At 34.6% G+C, this 16,931-nt stretch carries 18 protein-coding genes; 13 read left to right on the top strand and 5 right to left on the bottom strand.

What is annotated here, in order from left to right; genetic code table 11:
• The first annotated feature begins 76 nt into the window (after window positions 1–76).
• Window positions 77–1,999 (top strand): GNAT family N-acetyltransferase, encoded by a 1,923-nt coding sequence (locus ACXLDF_RS11875; protein ID WP_457558747.1) that lies wholly within the window; start codon window positions 77–79, stop codon window positions 1,997–1,999.
• A 107-nt stretch (window positions 2,000–2,106) separates the two neighbouring features.
• On the opposite strand, the gene ACXLDF_RS11870 is transcribed toward ACXLDF_RS11875, so the two are convergent.
• On the bottom strand, window positions 2,107–3,231 hold the full coding sequence (locus ACXLDF_RS11870) for a DUF362 domain-containing protein (RefSeq protein WP_457558746.1): 1,125 nt from the start codon (window positions 3,229–3,231) through the stop codon (window positions 2,107–2,109).
• Window positions 3,232–3,658: 427 nt separating this feature from the next.
• Between ACXLDF_RS11870 and ACXLDF_RS11865 the strand changes: the two genes are divergently transcribed.
• Window positions 3,659–3,979, top strand: coding sequence for a 4Fe-4S binding protein (locus ACXLDF_RS11865; RefSeq protein WP_457558745.1), 321 nt, complete (start codon window positions 3,659–3,661; stop codon window positions 3,977–3,979).
• A gap of 125 nt (window positions 3,980–4,104) precedes the next feature.
• On the opposite strand, the gene ACXLDF_RS11860 is transcribed toward ACXLDF_RS11865, so the two are convergent.
• Complete coding sequence (locus tag ACXLDF_RS11860) at window positions 4,105–5,112, bottom strand: DHH family phosphoesterase (protein WP_457558744.1); 1,008 nt, start codon at window positions 5,110–5,112, stop codon at window positions 4,105–4,107.
• A gap of 291 nt (window positions 5,113–5,403) precedes the next feature.
• The gene (locus ACXLDF_RS11855) at window positions 5,404–6,519 is read right to left on the bottom strand and encodes a proteasome-activating nucleotidase (protein WP_457558743.1); all 1,116 of its coding nucleotides are present in this window, start codon (window positions 6,517–6,519) and stop codon (window positions 5,404–5,406) included.
• Window positions 6,520–6,749: 230 nt separating this feature from the next.
• On the opposite strand from ACXLDF_RS11855, the gene ACXLDF_RS11850 reads away from it, so the two are divergent.
• Entirely contained in the window at window positions 6,750–7,136 is a 387-nt protein-coding gene (locus ACXLDF_RS11850; RefSeq protein WP_457558742.1) for a VOC family protein, read from the top strand.
• A 60-nt stretch (window positions 7,137–7,196) separates the two neighbouring features.
• A complete protein-coding gene (locus ACXLDF_RS11845) occupies window positions 7,197–8,237 on the top strand; it encodes a hypothetical protein (protein WP_457558741.1) in 1,041 nt (346 codons plus the stop codon).
• 124 nt (window positions 8,238–8,361) lie between these two features.
• On the opposite strand, the gene ACXLDF_RS11840 is transcribed toward ACXLDF_RS11845, so the two are convergent.
• Window positions 8,362–8,700 carry a DUF3795 domain-containing protein gene (locus ACXLDF_RS11840; protein WP_457558740.1) on the bottom strand — a complete coding sequence of 113 codons (339 nt, stop codon included), beginning with the start codon at window positions 8,698–8,700 and terminating at the stop codon, window positions 8,362–8,364.
• Window positions 8,701–8,889: 189 nt separating this feature from the next.
• Here ACXLDF_RS11840 and ACXLDF_RS11835 point away from each other — a divergent pair, with 189 nt between their 5' ends.
• The 6 genes from ACXLDF_RS11835 (at window position 8,890) to ACXLDF_RS11810 (ending at window position 13,816) form a co-directional block, all read left to right on the top strand.
• The gene (locus ACXLDF_RS11835) at window positions 8,890–9,483 is read left to right on the top strand and encodes a 2-oxoacid:acceptor oxidoreductase family protein (RefSeq protein ID WP_457558739.1); all 594 of its coding nucleotides are present in this window, start codon (window positions 8,890–8,892) and stop codon (window positions 9,481–9,483) included.
• A 12-nt stretch (window positions 9,484–9,495) separates the two neighbouring features.
• A complete protein-coding gene (locus tag ACXLDF_RS11830; protein ID WP_457558738.1) occupies window positions 9,496–9,834 on the top strand; it encodes a 4Fe-4S binding protein in 339 nt (112 codons plus the stop codon).
• 14 nt (window positions 9,835–9,848) lie between these two features.
• Window positions 9,849–11,102, top strand: coding sequence for a transketolase C-terminal domain-containing protein (locus tag ACXLDF_RS11825; RefSeq protein WP_457558737.1), 1,254 nt, complete (start codon window positions 9,849–9,851; stop codon window positions 11,100–11,102).
• Complete coding sequence (locus ACXLDF_RS11820) at window positions 11,103–12,023, top strand: thiamine pyrophosphate-dependent enzyme (protein ID WP_457558736.1); 921 nt, start codon at window positions 11,103–11,105, stop codon at window positions 12,021–12,023.
• A gap of 310 nt (window positions 12,024–12,333) precedes the next feature.
• Window positions 12,334–13,248 (top strand): transcription initiation factor IIB, encoded by a 915-nt coding sequence (locus ACXLDF_RS11815; protein ID WP_457558735.1) that lies wholly within the window; start codon window positions 12,334–12,336, stop codon window positions 13,246–13,248.
• A gap of 121 nt (window positions 13,249–13,369) precedes the next feature.
• Window positions 13,370–13,816, top strand: a complete 447-nt coding sequence (locus ACXLDF_RS11810; protein WP_457558734.1) for an FKBP-type peptidyl-prolyl cis-trans isomerase — start codon at window positions 13,370–13,372, stop codon at window positions 13,814–13,816.
• A 68-nt stretch (window positions 13,817–13,884) separates the two neighbouring features.
• Here the strand turns inward: ACXLDF_RS11810 and ACXLDF_RS11805 are convergent, their stop codons facing one another.
• A complete protein-coding gene (locus ACXLDF_RS11805) occupies window positions 13,885–14,745 on the bottom strand; it encodes an ADP-ribosylglycohydrolase family protein (RefSeq protein ID WP_457558733.1) in 861 nt (286 codons plus the stop codon).
• Window positions 14,746–14,795: 50 nt separating this feature from the next.
• Between ACXLDF_RS11805 and ACXLDF_RS11800 the strand changes: the two genes are divergently transcribed.
• The 3 genes from ACXLDF_RS11800 to ACXLDF_RS11790 all read left to right on the top strand — a co-directional run bounded on the left by ACXLDF_RS11800 (window position 14,796) and on the right by ACXLDF_RS11790 (window position 16,921).
• Window positions 14,796–15,197 (top strand): DsrE family protein, encoded by a 402-nt coding sequence (locus ACXLDF_RS11800; RefSeq protein WP_457558732.1) that lies wholly within the window; start codon window positions 14,796–14,798, stop codon window positions 15,195–15,197.
• Between the two features lie 131 nt (window positions 15,198–15,328).
• Entirely contained in the window at window positions 15,329–16,261 is a 933-nt protein-coding gene (locus ACXLDF_RS11795; protein ID WP_457558731.1) for a transcription initiation factor IIB, read from the top strand.
• Window positions 16,262–16,411: 150 nt separating this feature from the next.
• On the top strand, window positions 16,412–16,921 hold the full coding sequence (locus tag ACXLDF_RS11790; RefSeq protein WP_457558730.1) for a GNAT family N-acetyltransferase: 510 nt from the start codon (window positions 16,412–16,414) through the stop codon (window positions 16,919–16,921).
• Window positions 16,922–16,931 lie beyond the last annotated feature (10 nt).

The following is a 16,931-nucleotide window of genomic DNA, read 5'->3' as shown; positions in this document are numbered from 1 at the left end:
TAGAAAATTCTCTTTACTAAATATTTTATAGGTGTTGATTACAGATTACACTGTATTGCAATAAAGTGATCTTCTTATGGTGCATTTTGATTTGGAAAATTGGAGAACTATTTATAAAGACAAAGAAATTTCTCCAGGTGATTTGGAGCAAATAATTAAACCAGGATCTCGTATTTTTTTCGGATCTGGATGTTCAGAACCTGTTTATCTTACTGAAGAATTAGCAAAAGATACATACCGTTGGTCAGATTGTGAAATACTGCATTTTTTTTCTGTATCAAATCGTGAATTTTTCAACGAATTGAAACCGACTTCATTCCGTCACAATACATTATCAATTGTAGGTTCAAAAAAACTTCGAGATGCAATAAATCGTGGCCATAGTGATTTTACACCGATAAGTTCTTCCGAGATTCCAAAAATGCTGCGGGGAAAAAGACAAAGAATCTATATTGATGTGGCTCTTTTACAAATATCACCTCCAGATGAAAATGGATATTGTTCTTTGGGTATTAATGTAGATATTAATAAGACTATGGTTGAAATCGCCCGAATTGTGATTTGTCAAATAAATCCCCAAATGCCTCGAACCATGGGAAATTCTTTTATTCGATTTGATCAAATCGATTATTTTTGTTATCATGATGCACCCTTATTAGAATATAACTCAAATCAGATAACAAATCAAGGAGAAACAAAAGAACAATCAGAAACAAATGATAAAATTGCTCAATACGTGGCACAATTAATAGAGAATGGAACCACTTTAAACATTGGAATCGGGAAAATTTGTAATCATTTACCCAAATATCTTTTAAATAAAAAGAATTTAGCCGTCTACAGCGAAATGCTTCCCGAATCTTTAATGACTCTTATTGAAAATGATGTAATTACCTGCAGAAAAAATTACTATCCAACGGTTATGACCACTTTAGCTATAGGATCAAATCATTTTTACCGTTTTATTGCAAATAATCCCTTTATTCAATTTCATCCTACAGAATTTATTGTAAATATTACAAGAATCGCCCGAAATACCAAAATGTGTTCAATTTACAGTGCTTTAAAGGTTGATCTCTTAGGACAGGCAACTAATGATTTAAAATCAACAGTATTTGAAGGTACTGGAGGCGAATCAGATTTTATGATAGGTACTAATTTAGCAGAAAGAGGAAAATGTATCGTTGCTTTACCAAGTACCACCAAATCAGGCAAATCGCGCATATTACCACTTCTAAACTTTGAACCTGTAAGTTTACGAGCAATCGATGTTCATTATGTTATTACTGAATATGGTATTGCTTATTTACGAGGGAAAACAATTCGAGAACGAATATTACAGATGATAGGGATTGCCCATCCAAAATTTCGACAAGAATTATTAGATCAAGCTAAAGCTATGAATAAAATTTATAAAGATCAACAAATTCCCACCACAAAAGATGGTGTAGTAGTTATTTATCCTGACAAAATCTGGAATTATTCCCCTAAAAATGGCTCAACTATTCATTTTAGGGCAGTCCAGCCTACAGATGAACGTGAGATACAAGATCTCTATTATCGATTAAGCCCAGAAGATAGAATTTCCAGATTTTTTACGTTTATTCGCAAATTCGATCATTCATTAACACAATCCCGAATAATCTGTGACTACCAAAATTCGTATGTAATTGTTGGAATTGTAGGAAACATTGAAGAAAAGAACATAATTGCCATGGGTGAATATTATTTACAGAAAGATACAGGTTTGGTTGAAATTGGTTTAACAGTTGACCAAGAATATCGCAATTTAGGTATTGGGAAATTTATACTCTTAAAATTATGTGAAATTGCTCAAGAAAAGGGCTTTTTAGGATTAACTGGTGATGTTTTAATGAAGAACCATGCAATGATCCATCTTTTGAAAAATCTACCGTATAATGTTGTATTTCAAGGTCAAGGCGAGAGCGTTGAATTCTTTGCTAAATTTGATACATTAAAACAGAAAAAAAAGGATTAAGGATATTTAACACTTAACTGCGACTTTTCCTTCAATTAATTTTATTTTTTTAAATATTGAAAATCTATATGTAAAAATTTCAACAAATGTTATAGATATATAAAAAATTACTTAATTTCTATTAACTCGTAGTGGGTTGTACCCATACCAAGCAGCTCACCATATAAAAATTGAATATTTCCTTTAGTCTCCTTATGGACTCCGAGAAATTTATCTTCTCCTGGATTAAAATTACTTTCCATTCGTGAGGCGCGATTTCCAGGCTGTTGATTGACTAAATCATAACATGCTTTGTCTAATGCAACTGGATCAGTAGAAGCTAAAATTCCAATATCTTGCACGATAGGGATTTCGGATAAATTATAACAATCACATTCTGGAGTAACATTTAATACAAAATTAATAAAACCAATCTTATTTTGATGAATTTTCCAAAATCCATATGCATATTCAGTCATTCTTTCGGTGAAATCAGAGAGATTACTTTCCCAATTGAATTCTAACGCCTTTTCTGGACAGTATCGAATGCAATCCCCACATCCAACGCATAATTCTTCATTGACGGTGTATTTTCCATCAATAATTTCAATTGCGTCCGCTGGACAGTGAATTTTACAGATGCCACATCCTTGACACTTTTCTGGTTCAGGTAAATGGGGTCGAACATTATGCTGTTCTTTCTTTCCTTGAACAGATGCACCACCCATTCCAATATTTTTAATAGCACCCCCAAATCCTGCCATCATGTGTCCTTTAAAATGAGATGAGACGATTATTGCATCCGCATGAACTAAATCTGCACCTATCTTCACAGTTTTGAAGTGTTTTTGGTTAATAGGTATATCCACATAATTTTTACCTGTCAAACCATCAGCAATGATTACAGGTGCATCAGCTGTGGCAAAAGTGAATCCATGAAGAATGGCAGTATGAATATGATCAACCGCATTACGGCGTTTTCCACGGTAGAGAGTATTTGTATCTGTTATAAAGGGATTGGCTCCAGTTTCACGAATTTTTTTCACGATAGCGCGCACAAACCACGGGGGAATAAAAGTAGAATTTCCGCGTTCACCGAAATGTACTTTTACAGCAGTTAAATCACCTTTTTCTAAAAAGGATGCAAATCCAGCGTGATCAAAGAGGCGTTGAATCTTTAAACGCATTTGATCTTCATTTTCTTTGGTTTGAAGACCGATGAAGAAAACTTTACTGATAGATGTGTTACTCATAAAACATCACGAAGATTAATTTCCCGATTACTTGTTATCATTTAACCTAATACTTAATAAATTCTTTTCAAATAGAAGATATGAATTCATAAAAAGTAGTTCATGCAGAATTGGATCTTCACTTAATTACCTAATTTTCCACGTATCGGGTGCGAATAAGTTTTTTTCATCCTTTTTATAACAAAATTTCCGCCACGGTAATCTTTCAAAAAATTTTAGGATGGCATTGAAAGCCATTCTAACTGAATCATTAAGTTCTCTATTGCTTTTCCTGATATATTTGGAAAAGTTTATCATAACCGATGATATTGAATGGACATTCTTTTAGACAAATGCCACATGGGTAATTTTCATCAAAAAATTCTCACATTTTCTACAAAAGCGGGGTTATGGTGCACAAGCGGCTCATCCTTTAGGTGGAGTTGTGATGTTGGTTCCTTTGGCGGTGAATGCAAATATTGGGTGGATTGGTTACCAAGGATTGGTTATTTCACCAGAATTTGGACCCAGAATGCGATTAGCAGCAGTTTTAACGTCTATTGAAAATCTTCCCTTTACAGAATTAAAGGATAATGAGCATTCATGGATTGGTTCGCGGTGTGAAAAATGCAAAGCTTGTATGCGTGCATGCCCAGGTACAGCAATTCTTGATCCAAAACCTAAAGAAGAGAATAGATATCGGAATTATATCGAAATTGATAAATGTTTTCCTCATTTTATTGAGAATATGGCTGCAGTATTTGCATAAAAGTGTGTCCATTCAGTAAAGTTGGCTATGAAAAAGTAAAGAAAATTTTTGATAAGAAATTTATCAAGAAAAAAGAAGAAAATAATAATCATAGTAAAATTGATTCTTAAAAATTAGTGGAATTTTTAGAAAAAAGAGAGAGGGATTAAATCATCTATTTGGGCAATCGGCTCCAATGTCGAAAAAATGGGATGATTATCCAACATTCTCAAGAAAAGTTGACAATTTTTCTGAGGAAGTCGCACTCCTACGGCATTTGCATGCCCACCGGCACTTCCTCCCAATTTCATTGCTATTGTAGGAATAAACTTTCGAAGATCTATTTTACGCCAACCCCTTATTGTAATATCCACCAATAACCGTTTTGAATTCAATGTCCGAATGGCAATTCCAAGATGCTTTCCAGAATCACCCATGATCCAATGAGCGATCTTAGAATACGACATGGAAGGAGGATCTTGAATCCAAGCAATGTTTTTTTCGGTGCGATAAAGTGAAAGAATCAAAGAACGCTTAGAATTATCCGACTTTGTTGCAGTAATTGCTGCTTGAGTCAATTCGGGAATATCACATGGAGATTTTCCGTTACTAAAATCTTTAATTAAATCACGCAATTTTTCATAATGGGCTTTCTTCCCATATTTCTTTAAACCTTGAGCAAGTAAACCTGCATCTAAAAAGAGTGTACGCCGTTCATAATGATGCATCAAACGTTGCATTAAAGGACTATCATCTAAGTAATCACAAATTGAACCAAGCAAGGCAATTAAATCTGCTCTCTTTGGTAATTGATGATAAAAATAACGATATGTTAATTCAGTGGCCGAAACATTGGGATCATGCACATTTATCACTTTATTTGGTATACCTTCTGGTTGGGCATGGTGATCGATAAAAGTTATAGAGTATTCTTTTGTGAATTCTTCAAAAATCTGAAAAACTTCAAGATAACTTCGCTGATCTAAGGCAATATCACATATAATTAAATCATCTTTTGGAATAACGCGTAAATCATGTAATAAGCCAGCAGGATGACTGAAATAAACGTAACTATTGTGAAATTCTTTAATCATTCGAATTAAGGAAGCAGAACACACTCCATCTGCATCTAAATGAGTTATAATGGTAGTCATTTTTCTTATATAAGTAATTATGTTTGTAATTTTAAGTAGATTCTGGTTAATGATTTCTAACAATTGGTGAGAATTTTTGCTATTTATTGGTATTACTTCTCTTTCTTTATTTTCTATCAATTTGGAGTTGGTTAATTTTGTTAATCCAAATATCATTTAATTGTGTAAATTAGTCTAGAAATTACAGATAAGCAGAAAAGAAAAAAAATACAAAATAATTACAAATTTTAAGAGAATCAACGAAAAAAGAGCACAATTGTAAAAAAAAAAAACACGTAAAAAATATAGGATTTAGGAATATACAGGCGCGGCAGGTCGACTTTCTCGAACCTTTCTGATATATTTATCATATGCAAATTTAAAGTCTTCCATTTTTACCTTTTTACGGTTTGATCGAATCGCATTCATTCCTGCTTCAGTACAAATGGATTTTATGTCAGCACCAGAGAGATTTTCCAACTGCATTGCCATTTTTTCAAGATTGACATTATCTAACGGCATATTTCTGGTGTGGATTTTGAATATTTCTGCTCTACCTTTTGCATCAGGTAATCCAACCTTAATAATTCGATCAAAACGACCAGGACGTAAAATAGCGGGATCCAAAATATCTGGACGGTTGGTTGCAGCTATAATTTTTACTTGATCTAAAGCGTTAAATCCATCCATTTCAGCTAATAACTGCATCAATGTCCGTTGAACCTCACGATCTGAAACTTGAGAATCTTGTGTTCGTTTAGATGCTACTGCATCAATTTCATCGATAAATAATACAGCAGGTGCTTTTTCTCTAGCTAAAGCAAACAATTCACGAACTAATCGAGCACCTTCACCGATATATTTTTGGATTAATTCAGAACCAACCAATCGAATAAATGTAGCATTAGTCGCATTTGCTACGGCTCTAGCAATTAATGTTTTCCCAGTTCCTGGCGGTCCTTCTAAGAGAACGCCGTTTGGTGGTTCAATTCCAATTATCTCAAACAATTCAGGATTAGTAAGGGGCAATTCAACAACTTCACGCAGAGTTACTATAATATCGTCAAGTCCACCAATATCTTCATAAGTTTCTCGTGGTTTTTCATCTAGTTCCATACCTGCCACAAATGCATCCACATTCGGGGGCAATATTTTTACGATTTTAAGTGTTTGTTGATCTACTCCAACCACATCCCCTGCTTTTAAAGATTCAAACGGGCTGGCAACAAGAAAATCATTTCCTGATGGGGTGTGAATAACCGCAAAAGCATCATCTACAATCCGAGATACGGTAGCAAGCAGTAATGGTGGAACTGCCATTTTATTAATTCGGCGCTGAAGTCGATCCAGTTCATTCCGATATCTATCACGCTCACGCAAAGCGCGGGCTAATTGTTCTCGGATTTTTTTTAATTCAGATTCGGACATAAATCAACACCCTCATTATATTTTTTTTAAAAACTCGATTCTGCACATAAGATCAAAACTAATGGTTTCTGAAAAAGTTTTGCTCAAGAATTTATAACCAAACCACTCTATTTAAATTATTTTTTATAAAAATTCCAGTGATTTTTTAAAATCATCATCAGAAAGTTCGGAAAATTTGATCAATCAATAAATTGTAACAACTCTTAAGTAAGGTTCCCTTCTTAATTTTGATGCAATCATTTACCATTTTATATGTAAAAGATCAAATCTCAAGCACTAACTATTATATCCATGTATTTGAAATTGAACCAGTTCTCAATGTGCCTGGAATGACTGAATTTATATTTCCTTCGAATTTTAGGCTTGGATTAATGCCCAATAATGGAATCATGAAACTTCTAAAAAATCAAATTCCACATCCAGATGAAGCAGTAGGAATACCACGCTGTGAACTTTACATCTTTAATAAGCATCCAACGACAATCCTACAGCGAATTGAAGAATTTGGTGGAAAAATCATATCACCCTTAAAACTCCGTGATTGGGGTGATCGGGTGGGTTACGGCATGGATTTAGACGGCCACATTTTAGCCATCGCTGAAGAAAAACCACTTTGATCGAGTGAATATTGAGTAAAATAATTAAAGATGAAAAAAATAATAGGATATGTGAAATTTGTGAATAAAAACCGACAATTATTTTATAACGGAGTAATTTTTACATTAATACTTACTTCCCCATTTTTATCTATTATAATCGCACCTAACTCGTCTGAAGATATTCAATCGATTCAGTCGATTCAGACGACTCAGACGACTCAGACGACTCACAATATTCACACACAGGATAAACAAAATACATTTAATTCCATTAAAAGAAAAAATATAGATAAAGACTTTAGAACAAATTCATCACTTAGTTTAGGAGCCAAAGTTGGGGATATACTGACATATAATGTTACTTTTGACCAAAAATTCGAACTTTTTCGCTATAATCTCACCAATGTAAATCAGAATTCTACTCACTTATTTCTTTCCTACGATTATTTTAATGTAACTGATGTTACTCAACTAAATTCAACTTTTTGCAACCACTCGGAAGCAATTTTATCTGGAAATCTTGCTGAGGACTTCTTCTCCAATTTCACCCTTGTATCTTTATTATTGCCCTTAGAAACAAATTTTTCTGCTCAAAAAGCTGAATTCGATCCGCTTATAGAGGAAGTAAATCAAGATGATAAGTTTAAAGCGAATTTGACTGTAAACCCTAACGGTTTAAGTTTAAGAATTGATTTTTACTACCGAATTCTTATCTACTTTTTGGTAATGAGCTTGGAAGCCTATTATTCAACTAACCGAATTTTACTTTTGTATAAAGTATGGATGCGTAATCCAACAAGCAGTGAACAAGGTAATATGAGCGTTCAGATTCTCCCAAAATATTCGACACCGAATTCCGTGAATGAAAACCCTTTCAATCCATTTGCTCCAATTACACCCGATGATAACAACTCTTCAAATACAAATGCAAATGACACTTTTTCTCCCCCACCTTTTACTCCTTCTGGTCAGAAAGTAATATTTGATTGGAAAGCAGGGGTGATGTTAGGGGGCGGAATTACAGGATTGTTGGCAGTTGGTTTTGGAATTCGTTATATTATGCAGAAATGGAAATTTTTTAAAAATCGCCCAAAAACTACTCGCTCTCAGTCGAAGTGAAATAAATTTAAATCAAATCAGTTCTTTATCAATAAAGATACACTAAAAACTCTTCTTTCTTATCAGATTTTTATTAAATAACTATCTAAAAATAATTAAGTGTTAAAACAATAATGAAAAAAGATTATAATTTTCCATGAATTCTATCTAAGGTTTTTCTCGCTTCTGGATTATTTTCGTGAGAGGGGGTTAATTTATCACATGGATATTCTCCACAATAACCACAATTTTCAATATTTCTACTCATTGCACAATTTCTTATTTCACAGTTAGAACACCAGGAAAACAATTGAACTGATTGAGTGCATCCTTTACATTTCATATCTCCAGGAGAAAATTGCATTTCAGGAGAACTCCATTTTTTACTAAGTTCAATCAATTGATCCATATTATTTTCAATAGTAGCAATATATGCTGGACATTTCGTGCAATCAAGCCCACAATAAGCAATTTTTGTTGGCAAATTATATTCACCAAGAAATGAAAGGGTAACAAGGCTTTAAAAATTTTGAGTATTATTACCACCTACCATAATTTTTGGCGTGAATTTTCAATGGTTAATTGAGAATGAGAAAAGATTTATACTCAATTCTCAGAAATTATTGCTCTATTTGAAAATTTCTCGCACGAGAATAACGATTAGTGAATTCCCATGATAGAAATAATCTTTTATGGACGAGGAGGGATGGGTGCAGTCACGGCTGGAAAAATCCTTTCAAATGCGGCAATTATTAGTAATAATTACCCTCATGTGTCAACCTTTCCTTCCTTCGGAACAGAACGAAGAGGGGCACCGGTTATGGCATTTTGCCGTATTTCAGAACAACCAATTTGGATTCGCTCACATATCCAAAAAGCGGATTATGCCATAGTGTTAGATGAAACAGTCTTTGGTGATCACGTTATAGCAAGAATCAAGGACAATGGGGCTCTTATACTAAATACCCATAAATGTCCTGAAGATGTACGAAAAGAATATAATATCGATTCAAATAAAATAACAGTTGTTACAGCTGATTTGACTCAAATCGCTTTTGATCTTAAATTGACAAATCGAGAAAATCAACCAATTGTTAACACCAGTGTACTTGGAGTTTTGACCAAATCTTCTCTGAAAATTAGAATTGAAGATGCAAAGCGTGCAATCATTAATATGTTTGGTGAAGGCCCAAAAACTGATTTAAATATCAAAGCAGCAGAAAAAGCAGCAGAAAATGCCTTAGTAGATGAGGTCCAAACTGTGTGAGATGAAAGAATCATGGTAAGAACAGAACAAGATATAAAATTAGAAAAAAAAGTTTCACAAATAATTTTAGCATCACAGCAAACACCCGCTGTAGGTGAAGCGGGGCATACTGGGGAATGGAGAACTAAACGCCCCATTTTACATAAAGAAAAGTGCTTAGTTGTTAAAACGGGTAAATTAACTTGTAATTTATGTTGGCTTTACTGTCCAGAAAACACAGTATCCCGATCAATACCTCCGAAATTCAATTATGATTACTGTAAAGGATGTGGTATTTGCGCAACAGAATGTCCTGCACATGCAATCGAAATGATTTCGGAAAAAGAAGCACCTTCATGCGAGGGTGACTAAGGAGGAAACTAATAATGCCAGAACGAAAAGTTTTAACAGGAAACCATGCAGCAGCCTATGCATGTAAAAGCGCAGGCGTAGAAGTTGTTGCAGCATATCCAATAACTCCACAAAGCCCTGTAGTCGAAAAAATCTCAGAATTCGTAGAATCAGGCGAATTGCCAAATACTCAATTCGTAACCGTTGAAAGTGAACAATCAGCCATTTCAGCCGTAGTTGCTGCATCTCAAATGGGTGCCCGGGTATTTACGGCTTCAAGTGCAAATGGATTAGCCTATATGTATGAAATTCTTTGCTGGGCTGCAGGTTCACGGCTTCCTTTAGTTATGTGTATTGCAACACGAGCACTCGGAGCACCTTGGAGTGTGTGGACAGATCATCAAGATGCATTCAGCGTTCGCGATGTAGGATTCATCCAACAATTCGTAGAGTCTAACCAAGAGGCGTATGACACAGTTTTAATGTCATATAGAGTTGCAGAAGATCCGCGTGTCTATCTACCTGCGTTTGTCTCATATGATGGCTATATCTTAAGTCATACTATGATGTCGGTGCAAATTGAAGACGATAATAAAGTGCGAGAATTCCTCCCACCACTAAAACCTCACATTCACCTTACAGATTTTGAGAATGTTCACAGTGTTAATCCAGTCACACCTCCAGGATTGACAGTCCGACCTGAAGGAAATACCCCTGGATATTATGAGTTTCGTTATTCCATGCAGAAAGCACACGAATACGCCATTGATGTGATTGAAGAAGTGGCAAAAGAATTTGAAACTAAATTCGGTCGTGCATATGGAAATGGAATTTACAAACCATATAAAGCCGATGATGCTGAAGTGCTGATTTTTGCAGTAGGAAGTGTTGCATCCGAATCTCGTGGTGTTGTGGACACATTACGCGATGAAGGAATAAAAATAGGTTTAATCAGTCTAAAACTATACCGACCTTTTCCAATTCAGCATCTTAGAAAAGCATTTAGCACGGCTAAATTAGTGGTTGTATTTGATAGGGATGTCGGCTATGGCTTGGAAGGTATTCTAGCAGCTGAATTAAAAACCGCATTATATGACGCTGATCATCACCCAATTATTCGAGGATTTATCGTTGGACTTGGAGGGCGAGATATTACTGCTGATCAGCTAATTAATGGAGTTAAGAAAGCAATCAAAGAACAAGATAATCGGGATGTTCAACTAGATACGCATGTTGATTTCATAGGATTGCACTTGGCTGACCTCGGTTTTAAAAAGGAGGAGATGTAAATGGTTATCAAAGTTAGCGAATTACCTGAAGAAGAAATGATATTACCTGGTACTCGTTTATGTAGTGGATGTGGAATTCAATTAGCATATCGATGGGCACTTAAAGCACTAGGTCCAAAAACAATTATAACAAATCCTGCATCATGTTCAACTGTATGTGGGGGAGTAGGAGGATATACACCACTTAAAGTACCGGCATTTTATTGTTGTTTTGAAACAGTTGCGGCAAATGCGGCGGGAGCTGCTGCAGCTCTAAAAGCCAAAGGTCAAGATAAAGATGTGGTCGTTTTAGCTTGGGCAGGTGATGGTGGAACTTATGATATCGGTATTCAAGGTTTAAGTGGCGCATCTGAACGAGGTGATAATTTTATTTTCGCATGTGTCAATAATCAAGCTTATATGAATACTGGAATTCAACGATCAGGGGCAACACCTTATGGTGCCACAACAACGACAACCCCAATTCTTGGAAAACAACAGCTTAATAAGAATATGCGGAAAATAATGGAAGCTCATGGGCTGAGTTATATTGCACAGACTGCTGCCAGCCATCCTAGAGATATATATGAGAAATTCAAGAAAGCAAGGGAATTTAATGGAAAAGGAGTTCGTTACATTGAAATACTTGGAACTTGCCCTCCGGGTTGGGGATTCCCTACTGATCAATCAGTGCAAATGGCACGTTTAGCAGTAGAAACAGGATATTGGCCATTGTTAGAACGAATAGAAGGCAAATTAATTATTTCTCAACCAAGTAAACGTTATTTAGATAAATCTAAACGTAAAGATATACGAGAATTTCTAAAAGGACAATCACGTTTCCGTCATTTGAAAGAAGAAGATATTAAAGTTTGGGAAAATTATATAGAAGCCCAATGGGACGAAATCCGAGAAGAGTTAAATAAACAAGGCGATCTTTAATATTGTATCTTGACTTTTCTCTTCTTTTATTTTTTTTTAATGCTTTTTTAATTTTTTTTCTATGAATGTAAAATCTTAATTTTTTTAAATAAAAATGAACATTACAAAAGTGCTCCATTACACTGTTTTTTTCAGATTTTTGAACTTGTTTTATGCTCTATTTAAACAAATATTTAAATGCATCAAAAATTTATTTTCAATGCGCATCGTATAACCATTTTGATCAATCACATGTGATCTGATCTTGATCATACTATTATTATTTAGAAGGAGCGCCCCCTTCACCTACAATATTAAGAAGGTAATTACAGTGTCTTACTATCATAAACATCCTTACGGGAAAGACGAAGAAGACGATGACGAACCGTGCTGTCCCAATCCTGATATAATCGTAAACGCCGAGGGTATGCGAGTTTGCCAAAATTGTGGATTAACTTTCGGCCAAACATTCGTTGACAATGAACGCAGAGCATATACTACCGAAGAAGTTCAATCTCGTCGCCGAACAGAACCAAAATGGCGATCATTTGGACCAAGAACGGTAATAACTGGTGTTCAATCAGATGCTCGAGGGCATTCTTTAGGCGCAAAACAGCAAGCTTTGTTCAGTCGTTTAAGTAAAATTCAAGGTTCTTTAGTATCATCTTTAGAACGTAATTTTTGGGAAGCAAAACCCAAATTAAATGCATTAGCACTTAAATTATCCATTCCAAATCAAATTGTGGAAACTTCATGGAAAATTTACAGCGAAGTAGCCAGACAAAAGCTCACAATGGGGCGATCGATAGATGGTTTTGTTACAGCATCATTATATGCAGCCATTCGGATTCATGAATTTCCCCGTTTATTAGAAGAAATTGTTGAAGTTGCTATGATACCACTTCGAAGTGTTCATCGATCTCTTGGATTAATTGTCAGAAAAGTATTTCCAGTCTTGAAAATGAAGTATAAACCCGTTACAACTCGATCTTTAGTATTTCGATTCGGTAATGAGTTAAAATTATCAATGGCAACACAAACGAAGGCAGCAGAGCTTCTTCAACTGTCTCGAAAAGCAGGTTTACGTTCAATGGGTAAAGATCCAAAAGGATTAGCCGCTGCAGCATTATATATGGCATCAAAATCTGAAAATGAAAAACGGACTCAAGCGGACATAGCAGCTGTAGCGCGAATTACTGAGGTTACTCTCCGTACACGAGTTAAGCAAATAAAAAGTTATCTCTAATCTTTTTCCTTTTTTTTATTATTTAAATTAACTACTATTGCATTTTTATTTTACTTTTCATTTCCATCAACTTAATCAACATTGTATTCTTTTAAAAGACAACTCTATTTGAGGAATTATTATGCCAGTTGAAAATGGAGATACCGTAAAGGTAGAATATAAAGGATTTTTTGATGATGGTGAAGTTTTTGATTCCACCGAACGTAATGGCGGAATGCCCTTAGAATTTACAGTAGGAAGCCACCAAGTAATTCCAGGATTTGAAAATTCAGTTATCGGAAAAGAAATTGATCAAGAATTTGAAATTCGTTTAGAACCAAAAGAAGCATATGGGGAATATCATCCTGAAGCAGTTCAAATAGTCAACACAAAGGAGTTTCCCCCTGAAATTGAACCAAAAGTTGGAATGGTGTTGCAAGTACAGCAAAAACATGAAGATCATGAACATACAATTCCTGTCTGGATTAAGAAAGTTGAAAATGAAGAAGTGACTTTAGATTTTAATCATCCAATGGCGGGTAAAACATTAAATTTTAAAATTACGGTTAAAGAAATCGCACGACATTAATCATGATTTTGATACATTTACGCCACTATTACTTATTTCCTAACTATTTGTGAAGATTTTAGTGTAAATTAGTTTTTTTTTCTGTTTTTTATTTGAATTTTTTGTTGAAATTTATCAATAACTGCAATGAATTCGCTTGGTAATTTCTGTTTAGTATAATTAATGATAGGTTTTGGAATACCATAAAAAGATTCAGCGATACCACCTGCAATACAAGCAATGGTATCTGTATCACCTCCTAAAGATATCGCTTTACGAATAGTATCTGGAAAGTTCCGACTTTCAAGAAAGGCTCGAATTGCTAAAGGTACAGTCTTTTGACAACTAACTTCAAAATTCTTTGCAGTACTGACCTTTTTTTCTTGTTTTGATTTGATTTTAGATCTATTTTTCTCTATTTGTAAAGGGGTGTGAAGATCGTAATTAAAACGATATTCAAGATATTGAAGAATTTTCTCTTTTGAATTCCTTTTATTTCTTGCTAAGAAAATAGCTAAAGCAGTAGCTTGAGCACCTTTTATTCCTTCAATATGATTATGTGTAATTTTTGCGGTTTTTTCAGCCACTTGAATAACTTCTTCTTCTGTTGAATAAAAGAAGCCAACTGGACTAACACGCATAGCAGAACCATTTCCCCAACTATTATATGGTTGTGGAGTCGAACTCATCATCCACTTTCGAAAATTTGCTCCGAATCCACAATTTTTATATCTACGACCGTATCTCTGAAGGAGATCTGACAAATTTTTATCAATTAGATTTTCATTAGTAAGATTTTCATTAGTTAGAAGAAATTCAGCAACAGCGATTGTTAAAACAGTATCATCAGTAAAATATGCTTTAGGGTTGAGTAAAAGAAATTTCTCCTTGGGGATCTCTTTAAATTCATATATACTTCCTACTATATCTCCAAAAATAGCTCCAAGCATTCTTATATCTATATATAATTAAGAGCGAAAATAAAAGGATATAGTGAAATTTGATATTAGGCCTTAAATTTAAGAATGATCATTTTTTTATTAACGAACGACAAAATCAATGCATGGATAAAGTTTTTATTTTGGTTAGCAATGCAGATCCACGTATTTTAACAGATGTTGTCTTTCCGTATGCCCGTAATGCCATTCGGGAAAATTGGATGGAAGAAATTATACTTATCCTATGGGGTCCCATTCAAAGAACAGTTGTTGGTGCTTTGGAATTAAAAGCCGAAGTTATGGATCTTGTGGAAGCTGATAAAATTTCTGTTTGGGCTTGTAAACAATGCAGTGATGATTACCAAGTTTCAGAAAAACTGATAGAACTAGGTGTCACTGTGCAGTTTGTCGGTGAAAAAATTTCCACTATGTTAAAGGAAGGATGGCATCAGCTAACGTTTTAATCTGACTTTCTGTGGGAAGAACGGGGGAATTTTTCGACAAAAATCTTTTATACTAGTTCGTTACAAAGTTTAAACGTCCACATCGGGCTGGTGATTTTTTTCATCATCCCAAGTGACCTAAGTGTATCGCTATGACACCACCTCCTTACGGCTCTTGTTTTGAAGATCTTGATGAGCAAATTCAAGATTGCTGCGGATTACCAGAGATATTTATTACAGATGATGGTTTTCGCGTTTGTCGAAATTGTGGAATGGTTTTTGGAACAGAATATGTTTCAACTGAACGAAGGGCATATACCGCTGATGAAGTACGTGCCCGACGACGTACTGAACCAAGATGGAGGTCTTACGGACCAAGAACAGTAATTGGACTTACCAGTACCGATTCAAAAGGTCGACAATTAGCATCTCGCAGGGCGCAACTGTTTAACCGCTTAAGTAAAATCCAAGGTTCACTTATAAATTCAATTGAACGGAATTTCTGGGAATCTCGTCCAAAGTTAGCGTCTCTCTGTCAAAAACTGCAAATACCTGATTTTATTCAAGAATCTGCTTGGAAAATTTATTCTGAAGTTGCAAAACAGAAATTGACTATGGGGAGATCAATTGAATCATTTGTAACCGCATCTTTATATGCAGCAATACGTATTCATGATTTTCCACGTTTATTGGAAGAAATTGTGGAAATTGCAATGATCCCACTTCGTTCTGTTCATAGATCTCTAGGATTAATTGTTCGCAAGGTTTTACCTAAAATGAATTTACATTATCATCCTATATCCCCAAATCCTCTTATATATCGCTTTGGAGCAGAATTAGAACTCTCAATTGCTACACAGAAATTTGCTTTTGATTTATTAAAATCCGCTTCAAAGAGAGGATTACGGAAAATGGGTAAAGATCCAAAAGGGATTGCTGCAGCAGTCCTATATTTAGCAGCAAAACACCGCGGCGAACGAAAGACACAGACTCAAATTGCAAATGTTGCACGAATTACAGAAGTTACGTTAAGAACGAGAGCAAAACAAATTCGTGGGCATTTAATTATGAATACCACCTATTAGTTAAGAATTATTTACTTTAATAACTCGCTGTAAATTAGGTGCTTTTTTTCTATTTTTATAGAAATATTAAGATATTAACAGAAATATCAAAAAAATGAAAAAAGTAGTAACTCAATTATTATTAAATGAGAAATCTTTAGTTGATTAAGAATGCATCTAATTGTTCGTGCGGGAACTGAACTTATCCCAGAAATTGTTGAAATTTTGAATTCTAATGCACCCCTTTATCGCAATATAATTCATGATGCAAGTTGTTCTGATGAAATCGATGTAGATCAAGCTTGGGCAGAAAAAAATTTTCAATTTAGGGAATTTTTCATATTAAGGGATAATGGAGCATACCAGGCATTCGCAACTTATCAAAAAATGGAATTTTTTAGTTATATTGGATATTTTTTTGTTAGATACGATCAACATCGGAAAAATTATGGCCAATCTTTGATGAGTTTTTTAGAATTTCAAACAATGCGAGACTCTCTATCCGAAATTCGCCTATTTGTTCATAAGCAAGCAAAATGGGCATTAAAATTTTATAAAAAGCAAGGATTTACTGTTATTAGCTGTAATAAAAATGAAATAATAACCATGGATAAAGGTATTATGGAACCTTTCTATGTAGATGAGCATATATATATGCATAAGCAGCTTAGCATTAAATAAGAGGAAATAA

The organism is Candidatus Harpocratesius sp. (assembly GCF_054039255.1).
Note: the sequence above shows the minus strand (reverse complement) of the source record. Positions and strands in the feature narration are given on the sequence as shown.

Bases quoted from the DNA above. Each gene is read 5' to 3' on its own strand.
- ACXLDF_RS11875 (WP_457558747.1), top strand. From the start codon at position 77: ATGGTGCATTTTGATTTGGAAAATTGGAGAACTATTTATAAAGACAAA.
- ACXLDF_RS11870 (WP_457558746.1), bottom strand. From the start codon at position 3,231: ATGAGTAACACATCTATCAGTAAAGTTTTCTTCATCGGTCTTCAAACC.
- ACXLDF_RS11865 (WP_457558745.1), top strand. From the start codon at position 3,659: ATGTTGGTTCCTTTGGCGGTGAATGCAAATATTGGGTGGATTGGTTAC.
- ACXLDF_RS11860 (WP_457558744.1), bottom strand. From the start codon at position 5,112: ATGACTACCATTATAACTCATTTAGATGCAGATGGAGTGTGTTCTGCT.
- ACXLDF_RS11855 (WP_457558743.1), bottom strand. From the start codon at position 6,519: ATGTCCGAATCTGAATTAAAAAAAATCCGAGAACAATTAGCCCGCGCT.
- ACXLDF_RS11850 (WP_457558742.1), top strand. From the start codon at position 6,750: ATGCAATCATTTACCATTTTATATGTAAAAGATCAAATCTCAAGCACT.
- ACXLDF_RS11835 (WP_457558739.1), top strand. From the start codon at position 8,890: ATGATAGAAATAATCTTTTATGGACGAGGAGGGATGGGTGCAGTCACG.
- ACXLDF_RS11830 (WP_457558738.1), top strand. From the start codon at position 9,496: ATGGTAAGAACAGAACAAGATATAAAATTAGAAAAAAAAGTTTCACAA.
- ACXLDF_RS11825 (WP_457558737.1), top strand. From the start codon at position 9,849: ATGCCAGAACGAAAAGTTTTAACAGGAAACCATGCAGCAGCCTATGCA.
- ACXLDF_RS11820 (WP_457558736.1), top strand. From the start codon at position 11,103: ATGGTTATCAAAGTTAGCGAATTACCTGAAGAAGAAATGATATTACCT.
- ACXLDF_RS11810 (WP_457558734.1), top strand. From the start codon at position 13,370: ATGCCAGTTGAAAATGGAGATACCGTAAAGGTAGAATATAAAGGATTT.
- ACXLDF_RS11805 (WP_457558733.1), bottom strand. From the start codon at position 14,745: ATGCTTGGAGCTATTTTTGGAGATATAGTAGGAAGTATATATGAATTT.
- ACXLDF_RS11795 (WP_457558731.1), top strand. From the start codon at position 15,329: ATGACACCACCTCCTTACGGCTCTTGTTTTGAAGATCTTGATGAGCAA.
- ACXLDF_RS11790 (WP_457558730.1), top strand. From the start codon at position 16,412: ATGCATCTAATTGTTCGTGCGGGAACTGAACTTATCCCAGAAATTGTT.